Source organism: Pseudomonas sp. S3_G06 (assembly GCF_054667565.1).
The window spans coordinates 3,439,453-3,462,010 of record NZ_CP162738.1 but is presented as its reverse complement, the minus strand read 5'-3'; the positions used below and the strand labels follow the sequence as shown (position 1 = coordinate 3,462,010).

Annotated in this window: 25 protein-coding genes and 2 pseudogenes; 17 read left to right on the top strand and 10 right to left on the bottom strand. The window is 61.4% G+C overall.

Features of this window, described 5'->3' with window-relative positions:
- Nucleotides 1-12 precede the first annotated feature (12 nt).
- The 5 genes from motD (at nucleotide 13) to AB4N47_RS15440 (ending at nucleotide 3,737) form a co-directional block, all read left to right on the top strand.
- On the top strand, nucleotides 13-903 hold the full coding sequence (gene motD / locus AB4N47_RS15460; RefSeq protein WP_016771054.1) for a flagellar motor protein MotD: 891 nt from the start codon (nucleotides 13-15) through the stop codon (nucleotides 901-903).
- A 43-nt stretch (nucleotides 904-946) separates the two neighbouring features.
- Complete coding sequence (locus tag AB4N47_RS15455; protein WP_024012121.1) at nucleotides 947-1,735, top strand: ParA family protein; 789 nt, start codon at nucleotides 947-949, stop codon at nucleotides 1,733-1,735.
- 90 nt (nucleotides 1,736-1,825) lie between these two features.
- Nucleotides 1,826-2,764: a CheW domain-containing protein gene (locus tag AB4N47_RS15450; RefSeq protein ID WP_460154269.1), complete on the top strand. Its 939-nt coding sequence runs from the start codon at nucleotides 1,826-1,828 to the stop codon at nucleotides 2,762-2,764.
- Between the two features lie 90 nt (nucleotides 2,765-2,854).
- On the top strand, nucleotides 2,855-3,340 hold the full coding sequence (locus tag AB4N47_RS15445) for a chemotaxis protein CheW (protein WP_016771050.1): 486 nt from the start codon (nucleotides 2,855-2,857) through the stop codon (nucleotides 3,338-3,340).
- 1 nt (nucleotide 3,341) lies between these two features.
- Nucleotides 3,342-3,737 carry a DUF2802 domain-containing protein gene (locus AB4N47_RS15440; RefSeq protein ID WP_016771049.1) on the top strand — a complete coding sequence of 132 codons (396 nt, stop codon included), beginning with the start codon at nucleotides 3,342-3,344 and terminating at the stop codon, nucleotides 3,735-3,737.
- Nucleotides 3,738-4,079: 342 nt separating this feature from the next.
- Here AB4N47_RS15440 and AB4N47_RS15435 read toward each other — a convergent pair whose 3' ends face one another.
- Entirely contained in the window at nucleotides 4,080-4,409 is a 330-nt protein-coding gene (locus AB4N47_RS15435; protein ID WP_341638791.1) for an EscU/YscU/HrcU family type III secretion system export apparatus switch protein, read from the bottom strand.
- On the bottom strand, nucleotides 4,406-5,980 hold the full coding sequence (fliK, locus tag AB4N47_RS15430) for a flagellar hook-length control protein FliK (protein WP_341638792.1): 1,575 nt from the start codon (nucleotides 5,978-5,980) through the stop codon (nucleotides 4,406-4,408). Before fliK ends, AB4N47_RS15435 begins: the two co-directional genes overlap by 4 nt.
- Nucleotides 5,981-6,177: 197 nt before the next feature.
- On the opposite strand from fliK, the pseudogene ccmA reads away from it, so the two are divergent.
- The 10 genes and pseudogenes from ccmA to AB4N47_RS15380 form a co-directional block, all read left to right on the top strand.
- Nucleotides 6,178-6,816: pseudogene (gene ccmA / locus AB4N47_RS15425) on the top strand (cytochrome c biogenesis heme-transporting ATPase CcmA); the annotation flags it as partial.
- Nucleotides 6,811-7,479: a heme exporter protein CcmB gene (ccmB, locus tag AB4N47_RS15420; RefSeq protein WP_039763615.1), complete on the top strand. Its 669-nt coding sequence runs from the start codon at nucleotides 6,811-6,813 to the stop codon at nucleotides 7,477-7,479. The pseudogene ccmA and the gene ccmB, both read left to right, overlap by 6 nt.
- A gap of 97 nt (nucleotides 7,480-7,576) precedes the next feature.
- Nucleotides 7,577-8,332, top strand: coding sequence for a heme ABC transporter permease (locus tag AB4N47_RS15415; protein ID WP_341638793.1), 756 nt, complete (start codon nucleotides 7,577-7,579; stop codon nucleotides 8,330-8,332).
- Nucleotides 8,329-8,505, top strand: a complete 177-nt coding sequence (gene ccmD, locus AB4N47_RS15410) for a heme exporter protein CcmD (protein WP_016771045.1) — start codon at nucleotides 8,329-8,331, stop codon at nucleotides 8,503-8,505. The genes AB4N47_RS15415 and ccmD overlap by 4 nt, the downstream gene beginning before the upstream one ends.
- Nucleotides 8,502-8,957: a cytochrome c maturation protein CcmE gene (gene ccmE, locus AB4N47_RS15405; RefSeq protein ID WP_016771044.1), complete on the top strand. Its 456-nt coding sequence runs from the start codon at nucleotides 8,502-8,504 to the stop codon at nucleotides 8,955-8,957. Before ccmD ends, ccmE begins: the two co-directional genes overlap by 4 nt.
- 3 nt (nucleotides 8,958-8,960) lie before the next feature.
- A complete protein-coding gene (locus AB4N47_RS15400) occupies nucleotides 8,961-10,949 on the top strand; it encodes a heme lyase CcmF/NrfE family subunit (RefSeq protein WP_016771043.1) in 1,989 nt (662 codons plus the stop codon).
- On the top strand, nucleotides 10,946-11,482 hold the full coding sequence (locus AB4N47_RS15395; protein WP_341638794.1) for a DsbE family thiol:disulfide interchange protein: 537 nt from the start codon (nucleotides 10,946-10,948) through the stop codon (nucleotides 11,480-11,482). The genes AB4N47_RS15400 and AB4N47_RS15395 overlap by 4 nt, the downstream gene beginning before the upstream one ends.
- Nucleotides 11,479-11,949, top strand: coding sequence for a cytochrome c-type biogenesis protein (locus AB4N47_RS15390; protein ID WP_016771041.1), 471 nt, complete (start codon nucleotides 11,479-11,481; stop codon nucleotides 11,947-11,949). The genes AB4N47_RS15395 and AB4N47_RS15390 overlap by 4 nt, the downstream gene beginning before the upstream one ends.
- A complete protein-coding gene (gene ccmI / locus AB4N47_RS15385) occupies nucleotides 11,946-13,145 on the top strand; it encodes a c-type cytochrome biogenesis protein CcmI (RefSeq protein ID WP_341638795.1) in 1,200 nt (399 codons plus the stop codon). The genes AB4N47_RS15390 and ccmI overlap by 4 nt, the downstream gene beginning before the upstream one ends.
- 25 nt (nucleotides 13,146-13,170) lie before the next feature.
- Nucleotides 13,171-13,575, top strand: a complete 405-nt coding sequence (locus AB4N47_RS15380) for a hypothetical protein (RefSeq protein ID WP_016771039.1) — start codon at nucleotides 13,171-13,173, stop codon at nucleotides 13,573-13,575.
- A 119-nt stretch (nucleotides 13,576-13,694) separates the two neighbouring features.
- Here AB4N47_RS15380 and AB4N47_RS15375 read toward each other — a convergent pair.
- Nucleotides 13,695-13,898, bottom strand: a pseudogene (locus tag AB4N47_RS15375) (PIN domain-containing protein); the annotation flags it as partial.
- A complete protein-coding gene (locus AB4N47_RS15370; RefSeq protein ID WP_252883388.1) occupies nucleotides 13,895-14,362 on the bottom strand; it encodes a helix-turn-helix domain-containing protein in 468 nt (155 codons plus the stop codon). The gene AB4N47_RS15370 and the pseudogene AB4N47_RS15375, both read right to left, overlap by 4 nt.
- A 183-nt stretch (nucleotides 14,363-14,545) precedes the next feature.
- On the opposite strand from AB4N47_RS15370, the gene AB4N47_RS15365 reads away from it, so the two are divergent.
- Nucleotides 14,546-14,758, top strand: a complete 213-nt coding sequence (locus tag AB4N47_RS15365) for a type II toxin-antitoxin system HicA family toxin (protein WP_341638796.1) — start codon at nucleotides 14,546-14,548, stop codon at nucleotides 14,756-14,758.
- Nucleotides 14,758-15,162, top strand: a complete 405-nt coding sequence (locus AB4N47_RS15360) for a type II toxin-antitoxin system HicB family antitoxin (RefSeq protein ID WP_016771035.1) — start codon at nucleotides 14,758-14,760, stop codon at nucleotides 15,160-15,162. Before AB4N47_RS15365 ends, AB4N47_RS15360 begins: the two co-directional genes overlap by 1 nt.
- 112 nt (nucleotides 15,163-15,274) lie before the next feature.
- Here AB4N47_RS15360 and AB4N47_RS15355 read toward each other — a convergent pair whose 3' ends face one another.
- From AB4N47_RS15355 to AB4N47_RS15330, 6 genes are all read right to left on the bottom strand, one after another.
- Nucleotides 15,275-16,474 (bottom strand): MFS transporter, encoded by a 1,200-nt coding sequence (locus tag AB4N47_RS15355; RefSeq protein ID WP_341638797.1) that lies wholly within the window; start codon nucleotides 16,472-16,474, stop codon nucleotides 15,275-15,277.
- 165 nt (nucleotides 16,475-16,639) lie between these two features.
- Complete coding sequence (locus AB4N47_RS15350; RefSeq protein ID WP_056783861.1) at nucleotides 16,640-17,638, bottom strand: sulfate ABC transporter substrate-binding protein; 999 nt, start codon at nucleotides 17,636-17,638, stop codon at nucleotides 16,640-16,642.
- Between the two features lie 176 nt (nucleotides 17,639-17,814).
- Nucleotides 17,815-18,639, bottom strand: coding sequence for an ion transporter (locus AB4N47_RS15345; RefSeq protein WP_341638798.1), 825 nt, complete (start codon nucleotides 18,637-18,639; stop codon nucleotides 17,815-17,817).
- Between the two features lie 21 nt (nucleotides 18,640-18,660).
- Complete coding sequence (locus AB4N47_RS15340; protein ID WP_341638799.1) at nucleotides 18,661-19,575, bottom strand: urea transporter; 915 nt, start codon at nucleotides 19,573-19,575, stop codon at nucleotides 18,661-18,663.
- A 143-nt stretch (nucleotides 19,576-19,718) separates the two neighbouring features.
- On the bottom strand, nucleotides 19,719-21,134 hold the full coding sequence (pyk, locus tag AB4N47_RS15335; protein ID WP_341638800.1) for a pyruvate kinase: 1,416 nt from the start codon (nucleotides 21,132-21,134) through the stop codon (nucleotides 19,719-19,721).
- On the bottom strand, nucleotides 21,131-22,405 hold the full coding sequence (locus AB4N47_RS15330; protein WP_341638801.1) for a glycerate kinase type-2 family protein: 1,275 nt from the start codon (nucleotides 22,403-22,405) through the stop codon (nucleotides 21,131-21,133). Before AB4N47_RS15330 ends, pyk begins: the two co-directional genes overlap by 4 nt.
- Nucleotides 22,406-22,558 lie beyond the last annotated feature (153 nt).

Here is a 22,558-nt window from a genome sequence, read left to right as displayed (position 1 = left end):
GGGAATAACCTCATGGCTCGTCGTCGCCACCAGGAAGAACACGTCAATCACGAGCGCTGGCTCGTGTCCTACGCGGATTTCATCACTTTGCTGTTCGCGTTTTTCGTGGTGATGTACTCGATCTCGTCGATCAACGAAGGCAAGTACAAAGTCATTTCCGAAGCGCTGATCGGCGTGTTTACCGACTCCGATCGCTCGCTCAAACCGATTCCGATCGGCGACGAACGACCGAAAACCGTGACCCCGGCCAAGCCGCTGGTCAAGGATGCCGAGCAGGTCGACGCCGGTATATCCGGGGCCAGCGATCCGCTGAAAAGCATCGCCGATGACATCAGTGCCGCCTTCGGTGACTTGATCAGCTCCAACCAGATGACCGTGCGCGGCAACGAGTTGTGGGTCGAGATCGAGCTCAATTCCAGCCTGCTGTTTGGCAGCGGCGACGCCATGCCGAGCGACATCGCGTTCAACATCATCGACAAGGTCGCGGCGATCCTGAAGCCGTTCGACAACCCGATCCACGTCGAAGGCTTCACCGACGATCAACCGATCCGCACCGCGCAGTACCCGACCAACTGGGAACTGTCCTCGGCGCGTTCGGCGAGCATCGTGCGCATGCTCGCCATGCAGGGTGTGAACCCTGGGCGACTGGCATCGGTAGGCTACGGCGAATTCCAGCCAGTGGCCAACAACGCCACGGTCGAAGGCCGGGCGAAGAACCGTCGCGTGGTGCTGGTGGTGTCGCGCAATCTCGATGTGCGCCGCAGCCTGACGGGCACCGGAACCGCCAATGCGCAACCGGATGCGGCGTTGAAGCGCGCTGGCACACAAACTGCACCGACCCCGGTCAAGACGCCGGGACGCGAGAGTGCCGTCAATTCTCCGTCGCCCGCATTAACACGCTGAAGCATGTCTCGGCCAGCCGATCTGGCCGGGAGGAACGAACTGAATGAGAGTCTGGGCAGTCGCCAATCAAAAGGGTGGTGTCGGTAAAACCACATCCTCCATCGCTTTAGCCGGATTGCTGGCCGAGGCGGGCAAGCGCGTGGTTGTGGTCGATCTCGACCCGCACGGCTCGATGACCAGCTATTTCGGCTACGACCCCGACAGCCTGGAACACAGCAACTACGACCTGTTTCTGCACAAGGGCAGCGTGCCGCAAGGCCTGCCGGGGCAGTTGCTGTTGTCGACCAGCGACGAGCGTATTTCCCTGTTGCCGTCGAGCACCGCACTGGCGACCCTTGAGCGCCAGTCGCCGGGGCAGAGTGGCCTGGGTCTGGTGATCGCCAAGAGTCTGGCGCAATTGTGGCAGGACTTCGATTACGCAATCATCGACAGCCCGCCGCTACTCGGTGTGCTGATGGTCAACGCTCTCGCGGCGAGCCAGCAACTGGTGATTCCGGTGCAGACCGAACACTTGGCCGTGAAAGGTCTGGAGCGCATGGTCAACACGTTGGCGATGATCAACCGCTCGCGCAAACAGCCGCTGCCGTTCAGCATCGTGCCGACCCTGTTCGACCGCCGCACGCAGGCGTCGATGGGCACCTTGCGCGTGCTGCGTGACAAATTCCCCGACGACATCTGGCACGGCTACATCCCGGTCGATACCCGTCTGCGCGACGCCAGCCGGGCGGGCGTCACGCCTTCGCAATTCGACGGCAAGAGCCGTGGCGTGCTGGCCTACCGCGCGCTGCTCAAGCACCTGCTCGCGCAGCAACTTGTTCCGCAGGTGGCCTGAGATGATTTCGATCTGCTTGCCCGAACCCTGTGGGAGCGAGCCTGCTCGCGAAGCAGGCGATGCGGTTTCCCTGTCAGGCGCTGATCACCGATGAACCGCCCAGTGAAACTCACTTCACGTCCGCAACAGGCCTTGCAGTCCTATCTGGAAGATCTGCTGCTGGACCTGCCCGAAGAGTTGCCGCCCATCGAAGCGCAGCCGCCAGTCGTCGAACCGGCGCAGCCTGAAGTGGTGGAAAGCTCCGAGGCCATGGACGAGTTCCAGGCCGCGGTGCTGGAAGAGCAGGCCCGTGACGCGCAGAAATCTGCCGGCCCGGTCGCCGCGCCCGCTGCTGCCCCGGTGGCCAAAGCACCGGTGGCGCTGATCGATGAACCGCGCGCGCCACTGTCGACACTGGCGCCGCTGCTGCAAACACAATTATTGACCGTGCCGGAACCCGAACCCGAGCCGCAGGTGGCCGAGCCGCAGGTGCTGATTCCGCCGCTGGTCGAAGTGCACCTGCCGCCGAACAACCCGCCGCCACCGGTCGAGCCCGATGGCCGTCCGGCCTGGGCTGCCGAAGCCTTCGAATGCTTGCTGTTCGATGTTGCCGGGCTGACCCTGGCGGTGCCGCTGGTGTGCCTTGGCTCGATCTATTCGCTGGCCGGCCATGAGCTGACGCCGCTGTTTGGCCAGCCGGAGTGGTTCCTCGGCATTCTGCCGAGCCAGGCCGGTAATCTGAAAGTCTTGGACACCGCGCGTTGGGTCATGCCGGATCGTTACCGCGATGACTTCCGGCAGGGCCTGCAATACGTGATTTCGGTACAAGGTTACGAGTGGGGGCTGGCGGTGCATCAGGTCAGCCGCTCGTTGCGCCTGGACCCGAATGAAATCAAATGGAGAAGTCACCGGGGTCAGCGGCCATGGCTCGCCGGCACCGTGATCGAGCACATGTGTGCATTGCTTGACGTATCCGCACTGGCCGAGTTGATCGCCAGCGGCGGGGCAAAGCACTTGAGTGGCAACAAGCCGCTACATAAACCGACATAGCAGCCGACATAACAATCAGGCGATGGCATTTTCCAGTGCCACCACACAGAACACACACCGCCCGGGGCGGTTTTTTCGAGGGGTCAGGGTATGAGTAGTCAGGCGTCGAATGCAAAAGGTTCTGAAGATCCGATCCTGCAATGGGTGACCTTCAAACTGGATAACGAAACCTACGGCATCAACGTGATGCGCGTGCAGGAAGTGCTGCGCTACACCGAGATCGCGCCGGTGCCGGGTGCACCGAGCTACGTGCTGGGCATCATCAACCTGCGCGGCAACGTGGTCACCGTGATCGACACCCGTCAGCGCTTCGGCCTGCACAGCGGCGAGATCAGCGACAACACCCGTATCGTCATCATCGAAGCCGACAAGCAAGTCGTCGGCATCATGGTCGACAGCGTCGCCGAAGTGGTTTACCTGCGTCAGTCGGAAATCGAAACCGCACCGAACGTCGGTAACGAAGAGTCGGCCAAGTTCATCCAGGGCGTGTGCAACAAGAACAACGAACTGCTGATTCTGGTCGAGCTGGACAAGATGATGAGCGAAGAAGAATGGTCGGAACTGGAGAGCATCTGATTTGATTCTCGAGGTTGCGGTAATTGTTCTGTTCCTGTTCTGGGCCGGCACGCTGGCGATGTTCGTCTCGTACATCAAGGCGCAGCGAGTAATCGCTGCGCAGCAGGCCCAGGGCGATGCGCTGCGTGATCAGCGCATCAAGGAACTGGCCAAACGCGTCGACGACTACCAGAACGGCAACGTGCGCATGGGCGAAGCCCTGCACGAGTTGCGCGCAGTGGTGAGCCCGTTGCCGGACAAGATCGTTGCTCTGGAACAACGCGACCCGTCTAGCCTGTCATTCGCCCAGGCGGCGAAATTGGTGGGCATGGGCGCCAGCGTCGATGAACTGACTCAGTCGTGCGGGTTGACCCAGGCTGAGGCGGAGTTGATGCGCAAGTTGCACAAGGGCAGCTAGGAGCTTCAGGCTTCAAGCTTCAAGCGGCAAGCAAGATCAAAAGCGCTATTCGCGAGCAGGCTCGCTCCCACATTTGATCACGGTGGAATGTGGGAGCGAGCCTGCTCGCGAAGGCGTCTTTGAAACCTCAATAATCATCCCCGCGTGCAGTGATTGAGATCGTTCCCACGCTCTGCGTGGGAACGCATCCTGGGACGCTCCGCGTTCCGCCTGTGAAATGTGACGCGGAGCGTCACGGGCGGCATTCCCACGCGGAGCGTGGGAACGATCAAGAAGAACTGATTTTTGCGCTCAAGCTGATGGCCTATTCGCGAGCTTGCTCGCGAAGGCGTCTTCGAACTCTCAGTAATCATCCCCGCGATCAGTGATGTCCTTCTCGACCATCGGCGCGTTCGGGTCTTGTCCTTCGGGGAATTTGCCCTTCAGGTTCCAGGCAAACGCGATGATCTCGGCGATGGTGCGATAGAGCTCTTCGGGGATGCTGTCGCCCAGTTCCATCCGCGCCAGCAGGCGCACCAGTTCAGGGTTCTCGTAGATCGGCACTTCGTAATCGCGGGCGATGCGCAGGATCTCTTCGGCCAGTTCCTCGTCGCCCTTGGCAGTGAGGGTCGGGGCGTGGTTGCCGTCGTATTTGAGGGCGATGGCCTGGCGGGGGGCAGTGGAATCGTTCATGCGGTTTCGTCAACCCAGCGGTGTTCGAGGCGGGTTTGGTTGCCTTGCGGCGGAGTGCCGTGGTGGCAGTCGAGGTCGCCGACGTTGAGCCCGGAGTCGAGCAAGCGCTGGCGCAGGGCGAACAGGTTGTTCTCAATCAGGTCGGCGGTGTACGGACGCTCAGCCCACAGCTGACTGGACAAGCTGCCGGCGATCAGTTGCGCCTGAATCTGCATCGGCCCGAGCGGTTCCAGATCGAAGGCCAGATCGACGCGCCACAGTTGCTGTTTGGCTTCGCGCTCATCGCGGCGTTCGTGCGGCTGCGGTTCGCGCTCCGGCGCTTCTTCACGCTGGAATTTGACCTGCAACGGCACGATGTCCTGCAGGTTGCGCATGGGGATTTCCAGCTGCCAGGTGCTGAGCAGGCGGCCATCGTCGGTGACGCCGGTCTGTTCCAGGCTCGACAACTGATGGCTTTGCAGGCGCGACACCGCTGCGGCGGCGAGGCGCAGCAGTTGCTCGAGATCACCTTCGCCTTCGAGTTTTGCCAGCAGTCGTTCGGGCAATGGGAAACTGCTCGGTACCGGTTTGGCGCTGACCTGGCCGAGGGTGCCGAGGGCGTTCCGGACGAAACTCGGCAGCGCCTGCGCCAGGGTGTTGGCGGCGATGATTGCATTGAAATTGGTGTTGCTTGGCAGGCCCGGGGTCAGTTGCGCGATCAGTTTGAGCAGGTCGGCCTTCATGTCCGGGGCGAGCGTGGGATTTTGTCCGCCGAGCAATTTCGCTTCGAGGAACGCGCCGCTGTTGGCCAAGGCCAGCGCCACGCCTTTGGCGGTGCTCATTTGTTGCACGTTCGGCAGGCTGGCGAGCAACTTGTCGACCACCGCGCGCAGATCGGCCGAGGTCTGGTCAGTGGCCGGCGGCAGATTTTGCAACATCTTCAGCAGGCCATCGAGCGAGCCTTGGCGACTTTGCTGGCCGAGCAATTGCTGACTGACCGCCAGTTGTTCCTGACGGCTGCTGAGCGGCACGAATTTGAGGGTTTGCGCGTCCTGCACTTGCGCCGACAACAAGGTGCCGATGCGCAGCGGTTGCGGGCTGTCGACGGTCAAGGTGCTGCCGCTCAACGCGGTGTTGAGCAGGGTGACCATCGAGCGAAATACCGCCGCTTGCCCCGGCGTCTGCGGCAGGGCTTGCGAGGTCACGACTTTGCCTTGCAGCAAGGTGCCGGCGGGCAATTGCGCGGTATCGATGCGGGTGAGGGTGGCGACGCTGCTGGCGATCGCTTGCTGCACGGTGATTGCCAGATTGCCGGCCGACGGCTGAGTGATCGCCAGGTTGGTACCCTGTGGCAACGGCAGGTTGCTGCTGGCCTGCACGGTGGTCTGACGGCCGCTGTCGAGGGTCACTTTGAGCAACAATTCAAAGGTCTGATCGGCCTGCTTGAGCGACAACACCTCGGCCTTGGCGCTTTGCCCCGCGCCGATCAAGCCCTCCACCGGCGTCAGCAGCTTGAGCAGCTCACCCATCTGCGGGCGAGCGCTCGCCGGCACGGTGGGTGGCAGCGGGAGGATGTTCATTTCGCCTGTCATACGCGGACACAACCTGAGGAAATTGCGCTCTTGAGAGTAAGGCACGGCATGTATAATGCCGCGCGTCGTGCGCTTCGTTCAAAAAACCTGGCAATTGTTTGATCCAGCTCGCCAGTTCGAGCGATCAAAGCATCTATGCTGCATCTCTTTAACGGCCGCTCCAGAGCCGACTTGAACCGTATAAGGCCCGTGATCCCTTGACCAGTCCTGTCCTGCAAACCGTTGCCCTGGCGTGTGAACGCGATCTGCGGCTGCTTTTCGAAAACCTCGAATTGCGCCTGGCCAGTGGCGACATGGTGCAGATCAGCGGCCCCAACGGCAGCGGCAAGACCAGTCTTTTACGTCTGCTCGCCGGTTTGATGCAACCCACCGACGGCCAGGTGCTGCTCAACGGTCAGCCGCTGGCCGAGCAACGCAGCGAACTGGCGCGAAACCTGTTGTGGATCGGCCACGCCGCCGGGATCAAGGATCTGCTCACTCCCGAAGAAAACCTCTCGTGGCTGTGCGCCCTGCATCATCCCGCCGAACGCGAGGCGATCTGGCAGGCGCTGGCAGCGGTAGGATTGCGCGGTTTCGAAGACGTTCCCTGCCACAGCCTTTCCGCCGGCCAACAGCGCCGCGTGGCACTGGCGCGGTTGTATCTGGACAGCCCGCCGTTGTGGATTCTCGACGAACCTTTCACCGCGCTGGACAAGCAGGGCGTTGCGCAACTGGAAGAGCATCTGGCCGGCCACTGCGAACGCGGCGGCCTGGTGGTGCTGACCACCCACCACACCCTGAGCCGCATGCCGGCCGGTTATCGCGACATCGATCTGGGGGAAATGGGCGGTATGAGCGTCTTCGGCCTGCTCCTTGCCCGCGAATCGCGACTGCTGTTCCGCCGCCCGGCGGAGCTGGCCAATCCGCTGATTTTCTTTGCCATCGTCATTGCCCTTTTCCCGCTGGCCGTCGGCCCGGAAACTCAAGTCTTGCAAAACCTGTCCCCGGGGTTAGTCTGGGTGGCGGCGTTGTTGTCGGTCCTGCTTTCGCTGGACGGATTGTTTCGCAGTGATTTTGAAGATGGCTCGCTGGAGCAGTGGGTCCTTTCGTCGCACCCGTTGCCGCTTCTGGTCCTGGCCAAGGTGCTGGCACACTGGCTGTTCTCCGGTCTGGCACTGGTGCTGCTGTCGCCGTTGCTGGCGTTGATGCTCGGGTTGCCCGCCGCGTGCCTGCCGGTGCTGCTGCTGTCGTTGCTGCTGGGCACGCCAGTGTTGAGCCTGCTCGGTGCAGTCGGCGCGGCGCTGACGGTCGGTCTGAAGCGCGGCGGCCTGTTGCTGGCGCTGCTGATTCTGCCGTTGTACATCCCGGTGTTGATCCTTGGCAGCGGCGCGTTGCAAGCGGCGCTGCAAGGCATGCCGGCGACCGGATACCTGTTGTGGATGGCCAGCCTCACAGCGCTGGCGATCACCCTGACACCCTTTGCAATAGCCGCTGGCCTGAAGATCAGCGTCGGCGAATAATAATGAGGCCTGGTCAAAAATTGACCACTTCTTCCAGAAGAAAGGCATGACCCTCTGCCAGCTCGCGATGATGAGCGGCAACCGTGATGGAAACAGTATGAACTGGACCTGGTTTCACAAGCTCGGCTCGCCCAAGTGGTTCTACGGCATCAGCGGCAAATTTCTGCCGTGGTTGAGCATCGCAGCGTTGCTGCTGATCGGCGTTGGCGTGGTCTGGGGCCTGGCCTTCGCGCCGCCGGATTACCAGCAAGGCAACAGCTTCCGCATCATCTATATCCACGTGCCAGCGGCGATGCTCGCCCAGTCGATCTACGTGATGCTCGCGGTGTGCGGCGTGGTCGGGCTGGTGTGGAAAATGAAGCTGGCCGACGTTGCCCTGCAATGCGCCGCACCGATCGGTGCGTGGATGACCGCTGTGGCGCTGGTTACCGGGGCCATCTGGGGCAAGCCGACCTGGGGCTCGTGGTGGGTGTGGGATGCGCGCCTGACCTCGATGCTGATTCTGCTGTTTCTGTATTTCGGTGTGATCGCGCTGGGCAATGCCATCAGCAACCGCGACAGCGCCGCCAAGGCCTGCGCGGTGCTGGCGATTGTTGGCGTGATCAACATTCCGATCATCAAATACTCGGTGGAGTGGTGGAACACCCTGCACCAGGGCGCGACGTTCACCCTCACGGAAAAGCCGGCGATGCCCGCGGAAATGTGGCTGCCGCTGCTGCTGACGGTGCTGGGTTTCTACTGCTTCTTCGGCGCTGTGCTGTTGCTGCGCGTGCGTCTTGAAGTGCTCAAGCGCGAGGCCCGCGCCAGTTGGGTGAAGACCGAAGTGCAGCAGAGTCTGGAGGCGGTGCGATGAGTTTTGCTTCATTCGGCGATTTTCTCGCCATGGGCCATCACGGCCTGTATGTCTGGTCGGCCTACGGCATCTGTCTGGCGGTGCTGGCCCTCAACGTGGTGGCGCCGATTGCGGCGCGCAAGCGTTATCTGCAACAAGAGGCGCGTCGTCTGCGCCGGGAGAACGGCAAGTGAATGCGCTGCGCAAAAAACGTCTGATCATCATTCTGGCGATTCTGGTCGGAGTGGGCGCTGCTGTCGGCCTGGCCCTGAGCGCGTTGCAGGAAAACATCAATCTGTTTTACACACCGACGCAGATCGCCAACGGCGAAGCGCCGCAAGACACGCGCATCCGCGCCGGCGGCATGGTCGAGGCCGGTTCGCTGCAACGCTCCAAGGATTCGCTGGACGTCAAATTCGTCGTCACCGACTTCAACAAATCCGTGACCATCGCCTATCGCGGCATCCTCCCGGATCTGTTCCGTGAAGGGCAGGGCATTGTCGCCCTCGGCAAGCTCAACGCTGATGGCGTGGTGGTCGCCGATGAAGTGCTGGCCAAGCACGACGAGAAGTACATGCCGCCGGAAGTGACCAAAGCGCTCAAGGACAGCGGTCAATCCGCGCCGACGCCTGTGAAGGAGGGTTGATCGATGGCCGCCGCACTGTTTATTCCTGAGCTGGGCCATCTGGCAATGATCCTCGCGCTGTGTTTTGCACTGGTCCAAGCGCTGGTGCCGATGCTCGGCGCGTGGCGCGGCGACCGCTTGTGGATGAGCCTGGCGCAACCGGCGGCGTGGGGCCAGTTTGCCTTTCTGCTGTTTGCCTTTGGCTGCCTGACCTACGCGTTCATGACCGACGATTTCTCCGTCGGCTACGTGGCGATGAACTCCAACAGCGCGCTGCCGTGGTACTACAAATTCAGCGCAGTGTGGGGCGCCCACGAAGGTTCGCTGCTGTTGTGGGCATTGATCCTCGGCGGCTGGACCTTCGCTGTGTCGGTGTTCTCCCGGCAGTTGCCACAAGTCATGCTCGCCCGGGTACTGGCGGTGATGGGCATGATCAGCACCGGTTTCCTGCTGTTCCTGATTCTTACCTCGAACCCGTTTTCGCGGATCCTGCCACAGATTCCCGCCGACGGTCGCGACCTAAACCCGTTGCTGCAGGACATTGGCCTGATCGTGCATCCGCCAATGCTGTACATGGGTTACGTCGGTTTCTCGGTAGCGTTCGCGTTCGCTATCGCCGCGCTGCTCGGCGGGCGTCTCGATGCGGCGTGGGCGCGCTGGTCGCGGCCATGGACCATCGTCGCCTGGGCCTTCCTCGGTATCGGCATCACCCTCGGTTCGTGGTGGGCGTATTACGAACTCGGCTGGGGCGGCTGGTGGTTCTGGGACCCGGTGGAAAACGCCTCGTTCATGCCGTGGCTGGTCGGCACCGCGCTGATTCACTCGCTGGCGGTCACCGAGAAACGCGGCGTGTTCAAGAGCTGGACGGTGTTGCTGGCGATCGCCGCTTTCTCGTTGAGCCTGCTCGGCACCTTCCTCGTACGTTCGGGCGTGCTGACTTCGGTGCATGCGTTTGCCTCCGATCCGGAGCGCGGCGTGTTTATCCTGATTTTCCTGCTGTTCGTCGTGGGCGGTTCGCTGACGCTGTTTGCGCTGCGTGCGCCGGTGGTGAAAAGCCAGGTCGGTTTCAACCTGTGGTCACGCGAGACTTTGCTACTGGGCAATAACCTGGTGCTGGTCGTCGCTGCATCGATGATCCTCCTTGGCACTTTGTATCCGCTGATTCTAGATGCCATCAGCGGCGCCAAGCTCTCGGTCGGCCCGCCATACTTCAATGCGTTGTTCATTCCGTTGATGGCGTTGCTGATGCTGGTCATGGCGATCGGCGTGATCGTGCGCTGGAAGGACACGCCGGTGAAATGGCTGGTGAGCATGCTCACTCCGGTCTTGCTCGGCAGCGTTGCACTGGCCGTGGTGGCCGGCGTGGCGTACGGCGATTTCAATTGGGCAGTGATCGCGACGTTCCTGCTGGCGGCGTGGGTATTGCTCGCCGGCGTGCGCGATCTGTTCGACAAGACCCGGCACAAAGGCCTGATCAAAGGTCTGCCGACGCTGACCCGCAGCTATTGGGGCATGCAGATCGCCCACCTCGGCATCGCCGTGTGCGCGCTGGGCGTGGTGTTGTCGAGCCAGAACAGTGCCGAGCGCGACCTGCGTCTGGCACCGGGCGAGTCGATGGATCTGGCCGGTTATCAATTCGTCTTCGAAGGCGCCAAGCATTTCGAAGGGCCGAATTTCACCTCGGACAAAGGCACCATCCGCGTCATTCGTGACGGCCAGGAAATCAGCGTGCTGCACCCGGAAAAACGTCTGTACACCGTGCAGAACTCGGTGATGACCGAAGCCGGCATCGATGCCGGTTTCACCCGCGATCTCTACGTCGCCCTCGGCGAGCCGCTGGATAACGGCGCCTGGGCCGTGCGCGTTCACGTCAAACCGTTCGTGCGCTGGATCTGGTTCGGCGGCTTGCTCACCGGATTGGGTGGTTTGCTGGCGGCGCTGGATCGGCGTTATCGGGTCAAGGTGAAAAGCAAAGTGCGCGAGGCACTGGGCATGACGGGAGCGGCGGCATGAAGCGTTGGTTGATGTTGTTGCCGCTGGCGATTTTTCTGCTGGTGGCTGTGTTTCTTTATCGTGGGCTGTATCTGGACCCGGCGGAGCTTCCGTCGGCGATGATCAACAAGCCGTTCCCGGAGTTTTCCCTGCCGAGTGTGCAGGGTGACAAGACGCTGACCAAGGCCGACATCCTCGGCAAACCGGCGCTGGTCAATGTCTGGGGCACCTGGTGCATCTCCTGCCGCGTCGAGCACCCGGTGCTGAACAAACTCGCCGAGCGCGGCGTGGTGATCTACGGCATCAACTACAAGGACACCAATGCCGACGCCTTGAAGTGGCTGGCCGAGTTTCACAATCCGTATGCGCTGGATATTCGTGACGACGAGGGTTCGCTGGGCTTGAATCTTGGTGTCTACGGCGCGCCGGAAACCTTCTTCATCGACGCCAAAGGCATCATCCGCGACAAGTTCGTCGGGGTGATCGACGAGCAGGTCTGGCGCGAAAAACTCGCGGCCAAGTATCAGGCGCTGGTCGATGAGGCCAAGCCATGAAGCGTTTTCTCGCAGCAGTGGTGTTGGGCTTGAGCCTGGCCGGTGTCGCCCATGCGGCCATCGACACCTACGAATTTGCCAAAGAGGGCGACCGCGAGCGTTTCCGCGAACTGACCAAGGAACTGCGCTGCCCCAAATGCCAGAACCAGGACATTGCCGACTCCAACGCACCCATCGCCGCCGACCTGCGCAAGGAGATTTTCCGCATGCTCGGCGAGGGCAAGGACAATCAGCAGATCATCGACTTCATGGTCGATCGCTACGGTGATTTCGTCCGCTACAAACCGGCGCTCAATGCCAAGACCGCGCTGCTGTGGTTCGGCCCGGCCGGGCTGCTGCTCGGTGGTTTCGTGGTGATCGCGCTGATCGTGCGCAGGCGTCGCGGGCAACGCGCCGAAACGCCGTCATCGCTGTCTGCCGAAGAACGTCAGCGCCTCGACCAACTGTTGGATAAAAACCAAGAATGATTGATTTCTGGCTCGCCGCAGGGCTGTTGCTTCTGGTCGCCCTGAGTTTTCTGCTGATCCCGGTGCTGCGCGAACGCCGCGCCCAGCGGGAAGAAGATCGCACCGCGTTGAACGTCGCGCTGTACCAGGAACGGGTGGCCGAGCTGCAAGCGCAGCAGGCCGAGGGCGTGCTCGACGCCGCGCAACTGGACAGCGGCCGCGCGGAAGCTGCGCGTGAACTGCTCGCCGACACCGAAGGCGCCGCCGCGCCGCGTGTCTCGCGTCTGGGTAAACCGTTGCCGCTGCTGGCCGCCGTGCTGGTACCGGTGCTGGGCCTCGGTCTGTACCTGCATTTCGGCGCCGCCGACAAGGTCGAACTGACCCGCGAATTCGCTCAGGCACCGCAGTCGATGGAAGAGATGACCCAGCGTCTGGAACGTGCGGTCGCCGCACAACCGGATTCCGCTGAAGGTCTGTATTTCCTCGGCCGTACCTACATGGCTCAGGACCGCCCGGCAGACGCGGCGAAGATGTTCGAACGCGCCGCCAACCTCTCCGGTCGCCAGCCGGAGCTGCTCGGCCAGTGGGCGCAGGCGCAGTATTTTGCTGACGGTAAAAAGTGGTCGGAGCAGATTCAGAAACTGACCGACGAAGCGCTGAAGGCTGATCCGAAAGAAGTCACCAGCCTCGGTCTGCTCGGCATCGCCGCGTTCGAAGGTGAGCGTTATCAGGAGGCCATCGACTACTGGAATCGCCTGCTCGCGCAACTGCCGCCGGATGACAACTCTCGCGCTGCGCTGCAAGGCGGCATCGAGCGTGCCGCCGAACGGCTGAAGGCAAGCGGTGGCCAGATTGCTCAGGCGCCGGCGCCGAAAGCTGCGTTACTGAAAGTAAGCGTGGATCTGGCCAGCGAACTCAAAGGCAAGGTGCAACCGGGCGACAGCGTGTTTATTTTCGCCCGCGCCACTTCAGGCCCACCGGCGCCGCTGGCGGCCAAGCGCCTGACCGTAGCTGACCTGCCGGTGACCGTCGAACTGGGCGATGCCGACGCAATGATGCCGCAGTTGAAACTGTCCAACTTCCCTGAAGTCCAACTGGTTGCGCGCATCTCGCGAGCCGGTCGACCGACTGCCGGTGAGTGGATCGGTCGCAGCGGCCCATTGGCCAGCAGCACCACCGCGCCACAAAAACTGACTATCGACAGCCCGGACAAATAACCGGATCCAACAGGAAAGCACCGCCATGCACACCATCGCCCGCATCACAGTCCTCACACTGGCCCTGGGCTTGAGTGCATGTGCGGTACAACGCCCGGAACCGACCACCAGCCTGCCGCCGATCCCGCCGTCGCAGCCAAGCCCAACCCCGTCGACCTCGCCAAGCCCCGGCAAGAGCATCCCGGCCAAACCCGCCAAGCCCGTGCCCCGCACCTCGGCCAGCTTCGCCCCGCCACCGGGCGGCAACAGCCACTGGGACCAGAAACTCGGCGTCTACGTGCTCGACGACCAGACCAACACTTTCTACCGCCAGCGCACCTATTACCGCTGGAACAACGGCTGGAGCCGCTCGGTCAGCCCCAACGGCCCGTGGGAAGACACCAACATCCACGGCGTCCCGCCGGGGTTGGGCAAGAAGTTCGGGCAGTAAGAGAAACGGCGATCCTGGGATCGCCGTTTTTTTGCGTCTGATTCTCAGAGAATCGCACGATACTTACCCAACGCCTTTACCGACTCGACTAGTCCTTGCCGTTGGAGAAAGCCAAGAGCCATCAATTGCGATGTGCGATCGAGTAGTTCGAGGCTCAGGTCGGACCTGTTCTTCAATAAGTTACGCTTCCATTCGTGGTGTATTTCCTGAGTCCAGCGAGCCCGATACAGCCCGGACAAAGCGAGCCACATCAGAAAATCTCTTAAAGGGGCCGGATATAAAACGCATGCATCGTATACAGCAGTGAAAGAGGAATGCCTCACTCGTATCCTGTCCTTAGCGCCTGTGCCTGCTCCGCGAGAAGCGTCATTGCCTGCTCGCTGGCGGTGTCTCGCCGGGTTTTATATTCCATCAGATCGGCAAAACGCACACGTCGGTGCTTGCCTGTTTTGTGGTAGGAAATCTCACCGCTCTCCAGCAGTTTGATCATGTGCGGACGTGAGACGTTGAGCAGATCGGCAGCTTCCTGCGTGGTCAGCTCCGCGTGGATCGGTACCACCTTCACAGCGTTGCCCTGCGCCAGCGCCGCGAGGATATCGCTCAGCAAGCGCAACGCCGATGTTGGCAGCTCGACGCTGTGGGCTTCGTTCTGTTCATCAAAAATCTGGATTCGCTGAGTTTCAAAACCGCTTGCGAGAAATGCGGTCAGGGCGCGCTGGCCTTCAATCGCGGCTTTGACCTCACGTTCGACGGGCAGATTGATGGCAGATGGAGTAGCGGTGGTCATAAGACTGTTCCAGCATTGTAAGGAAGATCTGTGGACGTTATTCGAATCAAACGAAATTCGCAATAAACGAAACTGTTGCAGGAATACTTTGTAAAACAACCAACCATCACTCCGCCCCATTCTGTGCTTGAGTAAAGATAACTCTAGAGTTACTTTTAATGGGCCAGGCCAAGGAGGCGGTTGGTGCAGAGCAGGCTATTGATGAAGGAGCTGGAGGAGGCGGGCTGGACGCTGGATCGGGTTGCGGGCAGTCATCACATCTTCACTCATCGTTACAACCCGAACACGATTGCCGTCCCGCTTCCGAAAAAGGATTTACCGCTGGGGACAGTCAAAAGCATTCGGCGGCGCGCGGGGTTATTCAGCCCGCCAACCCGTCATGAAGGAGATCCGTAATGCAATATCCCATCTGCATCGAGTGGGGTGACGAGAACACTGCCATCGGCATTCAGATCCCCGATATTCCCGGCGCAGTTACGGCCGGGGACAGCTTTGAGGAGGCCTACAACGCGGCCGTGGAAGTGGCTCACCTCATGCTGCAGGAGATCGCGGCGGCGGGTCAGGCGATTCCGATGCCGACCTCGGCAGCGGCGCATCGCAATCATCCGGATTTTGCCGAGATGGGCTGGGGCATGCTGGAGCTGGATATCTCGCCGTACCTGGGCAAGACCGAAAAGGTCAACGTTACGCTGCCCGGCTATGTGATTCAGCGTATTGATCGCTATGTACGCGAGCACAACGTCAAAAGCCGCTCCTCGTTTCTGGCGGATGCGGCGATGGAGAAACTGGTTCGGTATTGAAGGTACGTCCAATTGTGGGAGCGAGGCTGCTCGCGAAGGCGTCAGGTCAGGCACTCATCTGTGGCTGACACACCGCCTTCGCGAGCAGGCTCGCTCCCACTATGACATCGCGTCAGGACGCGACTTTTCGCTGCGCCAACGCAGCGTTTTGCGAAACACTCAGAAACCGCACCAACGCCAACAGCGGAAACACGCTGCCGACAATCACGATCCACAACCAGCCGCCATGCTCGTACACCGCGCTGGCGACCGACGAGCCGAAGGCGCCGCCGATGAAGATGCTGGTCATGTACAGCGCGTTCAAACGGCCACGACTTTTCGCGTCCAGCGAGTACACCGCGCGTTGGCCGAGGACCATGTTCATCTGCACGCAGAAGTCCAGCACCACGCCGGTCACGGCCAGGCCGATGACGCTGTAGGCCGGGTGGATGAAGGCGGGGAGGAAACTCAGGCTGGCGAACAGCATGGCCAGCAGCGAGGCGATGCGTGTGTGGCCGGCATCAGCGAGGCGGCCGCTGATTGGCGCGGCGATGGCACCGATGGCACCGACCAGTGCGAAGATCGCGATTTCGCTTTGCGACAGGCCATGGTTGCGTGCAAGTTCCAGTGGCACGGCGGTCCAGAACAGGCTGAACGTGGCGAACATGCAGCCCTGATAAAACGCCCGCTGACGCAGCACCGGTTGCTGGCGCAGAAGTGTCCATAGCGAACCGATCAACTGGCCATAGGTGGCGCTGTGATCCGGCTGGCGCTTGGGTACGGTCAGCGCCAGCACTATGCTGATCGCCGCCATCAACGCTGCGGCGATCATGAACATGGCGCGCCAGCCGAGGTGATCGGCGACCACACTCGACACCGGTCTCGCCAACAGAATACCCAGCAGCAAACCGCCCATGATCCCCCCCACCACGCGGCCACGGGATTCTTCCGGCGCCAGATGCGCGGCCAGCGGAATCAGGATCTGCACCGACACCGAGCTGAAGCCGACCAGCAGCGAGATCAGCAGAAATACGTTCGGCTGCTCGGTAAACGCTGCGCCAAGCAGGCTGGCAATTGCCACGACCGTGGTGATGATCATCAGCCGCCGGTTTTCCAGCAGATCCCCCAGCGGCACCAGAAAGAACAGGCCCAACGCGTAACCGATCTGCGTCAGCGAGACGATGAAACTGGCCGTGGTGTCGGAGAGGCCGATGTCCGGCGCGATCAGGCCAATAATCGGTTGTGCATAGTAGATGTTGGCAACAATGGCGCCGCAGCAGAACGCGAACAGCAGGACCATGCCTCGGGTCATTGCGTGAGGAGTGGTGGTCATAGGGGATCTCGGGTCGGGCACATGAAAGCGCTGAGGCTAATGGACAACGTGGACTGGCAGAAGACGTTTTCGATGATAACTGTTATTACGCCGTGTAATGACCGGTATTGCCGCGCAACAAAAAGGCGACCCGGTGGGTCGCCTTTTGATTTTTCAGATCAAGCCTTACTGCCCGCTGTAAATCTGATCAAACACGCCACCATCATTGAAGTGGGTTTTCTGCACCGTGCGCCAGTCACCAAAGGTCTTCTCCACGGAAAGGAAATCGACTTTCGGGAAACGGTCGGTGTACTTCGCCAGCACCGCCGGGTCACGCGGGCGCAGGTAGTTGGCCGCCGCTATTTCCTGACCTTCCGGCGACCACAGGTACTTCAGATACTCATCAGCCGCAGCGCGCGAGCCTTTCTTGTCGACGACTTTATCGACCACCGAAACCGGTGGCTCGGCTTCTGCGGAGACGGTCGGGTAGATCACTTCGAACTGATCGCGACCGAACTCGCGGGCGATCATTTCCGCTTCGTTTTCAAAGGTCACCAGTACGTCGCCGATCTGGTTGGTCATGAACGTGGTGGTGGCCGCGCGGCCACCGGTGTCGAGCACCGGCGCCTGCTTGAACAGCTTGCCGACGAAGTCCTTGGCCTTGTTCTCGTCACCACCGTTTTTCAGTACATAGCCCCAGGCCGACAAGTAGGTGTAGCGGCCATTACCCGAAGTTTTCGGGTTCGGCACGATCACCTGTACGCCGTCCTTGAGCAGATCGGGCCAGTCTTTCAAAGCTTTCGGGTTGCCCTTGCGGACGATGAACACCGTGGCCGAGGTAAACGGCGCGCTGTTGTTCGGCAGGCGCGTGACCCAGTTGTCCGGGACCAGTTTGCCGTTGTCGGCGAGGGCATTGATGTCGGTGGCCATGTTCATGGTGATGACGTCAGCCGGCAGCCCGTCGATCACCGAACGCGCCTGCTTGCTCGAGCCGCCGAAGGACATCTGCACGGTGATGTTTTCGTTGTGCTCGGCTTGCCAGTGCTTCTGGAACGCAGTGTTGTAGTCCTTGTAGAAATCGCGCATCACGTCGTAGGAAACGTTGAGCAGCGTCGGTGCTGCCTGGGCGATGTTGGCCAAGGCCAGGCCGGCGGCGAGAAGTGAGGCGCCAAAGAGTTTTTTCACTGCGCATTCCTTGTTGGTTATCGATGTTGGAGCTGCCGAAGGCTGCGATCTTTTGATCTTGAAAACATAGTCAAAAAGATCGCAGCCTTTGGCAGCTCCTACAAGGGGGTGATGTTCAATTGCCAGCGACTATAGCGGGCCTCGCATAGTCGCTTAAAGATTAAAAAGCTCTGTGCTTATTCCACTTTCTTGAACAGCTGACTGCCGCAGCGCGAACAGAACGCTGCGCTCTGCTCGTGGGACTTTTTCTGGCAGCCCGGGCAGTCATGTTGCAGCTGTTCGCCGCGCATGGCGTTGGCCAGCTCAGCGGTGAAAATCCCTGTGGGCACGGCGATGATCGAATAACCGGTGATCATCACCAGCGAGGAAATCACCTGGCCCAGCGGCGTCTTCGGCACGATGTCGCCGAAGCCCACAGTGGTCAAGGTCACGATCGCCCAATAGATGCCCTTGGGAATACTGGTGAAACCATGTTCCGGGCCTTCGATCACGTACATCAGCGTGCCGAACACCGTCACCAGCGTGCACACGCTGACCAGAAACACGACGATTTTCTGCTTGCTGCCACGCAGCGCCGACATCAGATAGTTGGCTTGCTTGAGATACGGGCTGAGCTTGAGCACGCGGAAAATCCGCAGCATCCGAATGATGCGGATGATCAGCAGATACTGCGCATCGCTGTAGTACAGCGCAAGGATGCCCGGCACGATCGCCAGCAGATCTACCAGGCCATAAAAGCTGAAGGCATAGCGCAGTGGCTTGGGCGAGCAGTACAGACGCAGGATGTACTCGCCGAGGAAAATCGCCGTGAAGCCCCACTCGATATAGGCCAGAACGTCGGCGTAATTACGGTGGATGCTGTCGATACTGTCGAGCATCACGATCACCAGGCTGGCGAGGATGATCACCAGCAGGATGCCGTCGAAGCGACGCCCGGCCGGGGTGTCGCTCTGGAAAATCATGACGTAGAGCCGCTCGCGCCAATTGTTGCTGTTGTCCATGAATAACGCCTGAATCGAAGATCAGCGCAGCCTAGGGTGATTCTCCTCGTGAGCGCAAGACTCATGCGCAAGCGACGCTTTGCCAAGCATTTGAATGCCGGTACGAATCAACCAGCAGGCGAGGATGAACGGCGCGGTCAGCGTCGCCAATCCAAGGGCAGCAAACAGCGGCGTCACCAGCAGCGCCAGGACAATGGCGAGCAGCGGCAGCCACGGATTTTGTCGCTGAGCGCTGAAGGCGAGGGCGGCGAGTACGGCGTTGTAGCCACCGAGCCCAAGCAGCGTGGCGGACGTTTCGTGGTGCAGCAGACTCGAGCCCAGGCCGATCGCCGACGCCAGCAGCGCCCAGCAGAACGCACGGCGATCGGCGAGCAGCAAACCGCTGGCGATCAACGCCCCGGCCAATGGATGGTCGAGAAACATCACCTGGCCAAATCCGCGCAGTTCAGCGGCCAGCAGATTTGTCGTGTTCAGGTCGGGCGATGCCATCGGCGCGGACGGTTCGGCGAACATCAGCAGCACCCAGCTGATCGCCACGAACGGCGAGGTATACGCCGGTATGGCGCGACTGCGGTACACGTGTTTGAGCCATTGCTGAGTGAGTATCGCACTCAAGCCGCCCGCTGCAAGAATCAACGGCGGCAGCAGTGGCGACCAAGGGAAATACAGGCTCAGCAGCAGGCCGAGCAGCACGCCGTTGTAGCTGAACAGTCCGGCCTGGCGATCAGCCTTGGCGTAGTTGCGTCGCTGCGCGGTGAGCAGACCGGCAACGCCACCGAGCAGAGCCCCGGCGAACAGCACCGGCGCCGTCAGCAGAATCGCCAACAGACACAGCAGGCCGCACAGCGGATGGCGCTGGAAGAAAATCTGACTGAAACCGTTGAGCAAAGCCTCGGCCCAGTCGGGGCAGTGGGTGTTGAAGTGATTGGCAGGCATGGCAGTTCTGAAGTCAGGAAAACCGAGGTGCCTGCTTCGCGAGCAAGCTCGCTCCCACATGGATCTGCGTCCAGTCTCGGTTCTGTGATCGACACAGAACCAATGTGGGAGCGAGCCTGCTCGCGAAGAGGCCGGTACAAGCGCTAAATCAACGTCTCGATCCGCAGTGAATTGGTCGACCCCGGCTGCCCGAACGGCACGCCGGCGGTGATCAGCAGCGTGTCGCCACGCTCGGCCATGCCTTGCGCCTGAGCAATCTCCAGTGCGGTCGAGCAGACTTCGTCGACCTGACGCAGGCGATCGTTGACCACCGAATGAATGCCCCACGCCACGCTCAAGCGCCGCGCCGTTTGCAGGTTCGGCGTCAGATTGAGGATCGGTGCTTTCGGCCGTTCCCGCGATGCGCGCAACGTCGAGGCGCCGGACTCGCTGTAATTGACCAGCACCGCCACCGGCAGCACGTTGCTGATCCGGCGGATCGCACAGCTGATCGCATCGGAAACCGTCGCCTCGGCTTTCGGTCGACTGACGTCGAGCTGGGTCTGATAATCCGGGCCGTTCTCAACCTGACGGATGATCTTGCTCATCATCTGCACGGCTTCCAGCGGGTATTCGCCGGATGCGGTTTCCGCCGAGAGCATCACCGCATCGGCGCCTTCGGCCACGGCGTTGGCGACGTCAGTCACCTCGGCACGGGTTGGTGCAGGGGAGAAACGCATCGACTCGAGCATCTGCGTCGCCACCACCACCGGTTTGCCCAGCGCGCGGCAGGTGGTGATGATGTTTTTCTGAATCTGCGGCACGCTTTCCGCCGGCACTTCCACACCAAGATCACCGCGAGCGACCATGATCGCGTCGCTCAACTCAGCAATCTCACGCAGTTGCTCGACCGCCGAAGGCTTCTCGATTTTCGCCATCAGGAATGCCTTGTCGCCGATCAACGCGCGGGCTTCGACAATGTCCTGCGGGCGCTGTACGAACGACAGCGCGACCCAGTCCACACCCAATTCCAGGCCGAAGCTCAGATCGCGGCGATCCTTGGCGGTCAGCGGGCTCAGGTCGAGCACCGCTTGCGGCACATTGACGCCCTTGCGATCGGACAGTTCACCGCCGTTGAGCACGGTGGTGTCGATCGCATCGGCGTACTTGGTGACCACACGCAGACGCAGCTTGCCGTCGTCGAGCAGCAGGTCCATGCCCGCTTCCAGCGCGGCAATGATCTCCGGATGCGGCAGGTTGACCCGGCGCTCATCGCCCGCTGTCCCATCGAGATCGAGACGGAAGGCCTGACCGCGATGCAGCTGCACTTTGCCGTCAGCGAACTTGCCGACCCGCAGTTTCGGCCCCTGCAGATCCATCAGAATGCCCAGCGGGTAGTTGAGCTGACGCTCGACTTCGCGGATCCACTGATAGCGCTTGGCGTGGTCGGCGTGATCGCCGTGGCTGAAGTTCAGGCGGAAGATGTTGACCCCGGCCTCGACCAGCTCGCGGATGTCGTCGATACCATCGACCGCCGGGCCGAGGGTGGCGAGTATTTTGACCTTTTTATCAGGCGTCATGATTTGCAGTTCTCAAGGATCAGAATGGCGCGGAAGTCGTTGACATTGGTGCGGGTCGGCTCGGTAACGATCAGCGCATCGAGCGCCTGGAAGTAGCCGTAGCCGTTGTTGTTGTCCAGCTCGTCGCTGGTGCTCAGACCCAGTGCGGCGGCGCGGGCGTAGCTGTCCGGGGTCATGATTGCGCCGGCGTTGTCTTCCGAGCCGTCGATGCCATCAGTGTCGCCCGCCAGCGCGTAGACGCCGGGCTGGCCCTTGAGGCTGTCGGTCAGGCTGAGGAGGAATTCGGCGTTACGTCCGCCACGGCCATTGCCGCGCACGGTTACCGTGGTTTCACCGCCGGAAAGAATCACGCAGGGCGCCGCCAGTGGCTGGCCGTGGTGGATGATCTGTCGGGCGATGCCGGCGTGGACTTTCGCCACTTCACGGGATTCGCCTTCGAGGTCGCCGAGAATCAAGGTGCTGAAACCGGCCTGACGGCACTTCACCGCCGCCGCGTCCAGCGACTGCTGCGGGCGGGCGATCAACTGGAAATGACTGCGCGCCAGGCTTGGGTCGCCGGGTTTGACCGTCTCCGATTCCGGACGTTGCAGCCAGGTGCGCACGGAGGCGGGAATGTCGATGCCGTAGCGCTTGATGATCGCCAGTGCTTCGGCCGAAGTGCTCGGGTCGGCCACGGTCGGGCCGGATGCAATGACGGTGGCGAGGTCGCCCGGTACATCGGAAATCGCATAGGTGTAAACCGTCGCCGGCCAGCAGGCCTTGCCGAGACGTCCGCCCTTGATCGCCGAGAGGTGCTTGCGCACGCAGTTCATCTCCCCGATGGTTGCGCCGGATTTGAGCAGGGCTTTGTTGATCGACTGCTTGTCAGCGAGGGTGATGCCTTCGGCCGGCAAGGCGAGCAGGGCAGAGCCGCCGCCGGAGAGCAGGAAGATCACGCGGTCGTCTTCAGTCAGGTTGCTGACCAGCTCCAGCACACGTTTGGCCACGGCCAGACCGGCGGCGTCCGGCACCGGGTGCGCGGCTTCGACCACTTCGATTTTTTCGCATGGAGCGCCGTGGCCGTAGCGGGTCACCACCAGGCCGGTGACTTCACCCTCCCAGCAGCGCTCGACCACTTGCGCCATGGCGGCAGCGGCTTTGCCGGCGCCGATGACGATCACCCGACCGCTGCGATCGGCAGGCAAATGGGCTTCGAGGACTTGGTTCGGATGAGCCGCGTCGATGGCTGTGGCAAACAGCTCGCGCAGCAGTTGTTGCGGATCGACCGACATGGCGGGCTCCCGGAATTCTTGTTATTCGAAAGGGCAACTCGGAACCCTTGTGGGAGCGAGCCTGCTCGCGAACGCGGTATGTCAGCCAACATGGATGTTGAATGTGAAGCCGCTTTCGCGAGCAGGCTCGCTCCCACAGGGTTTTGTGCAGGC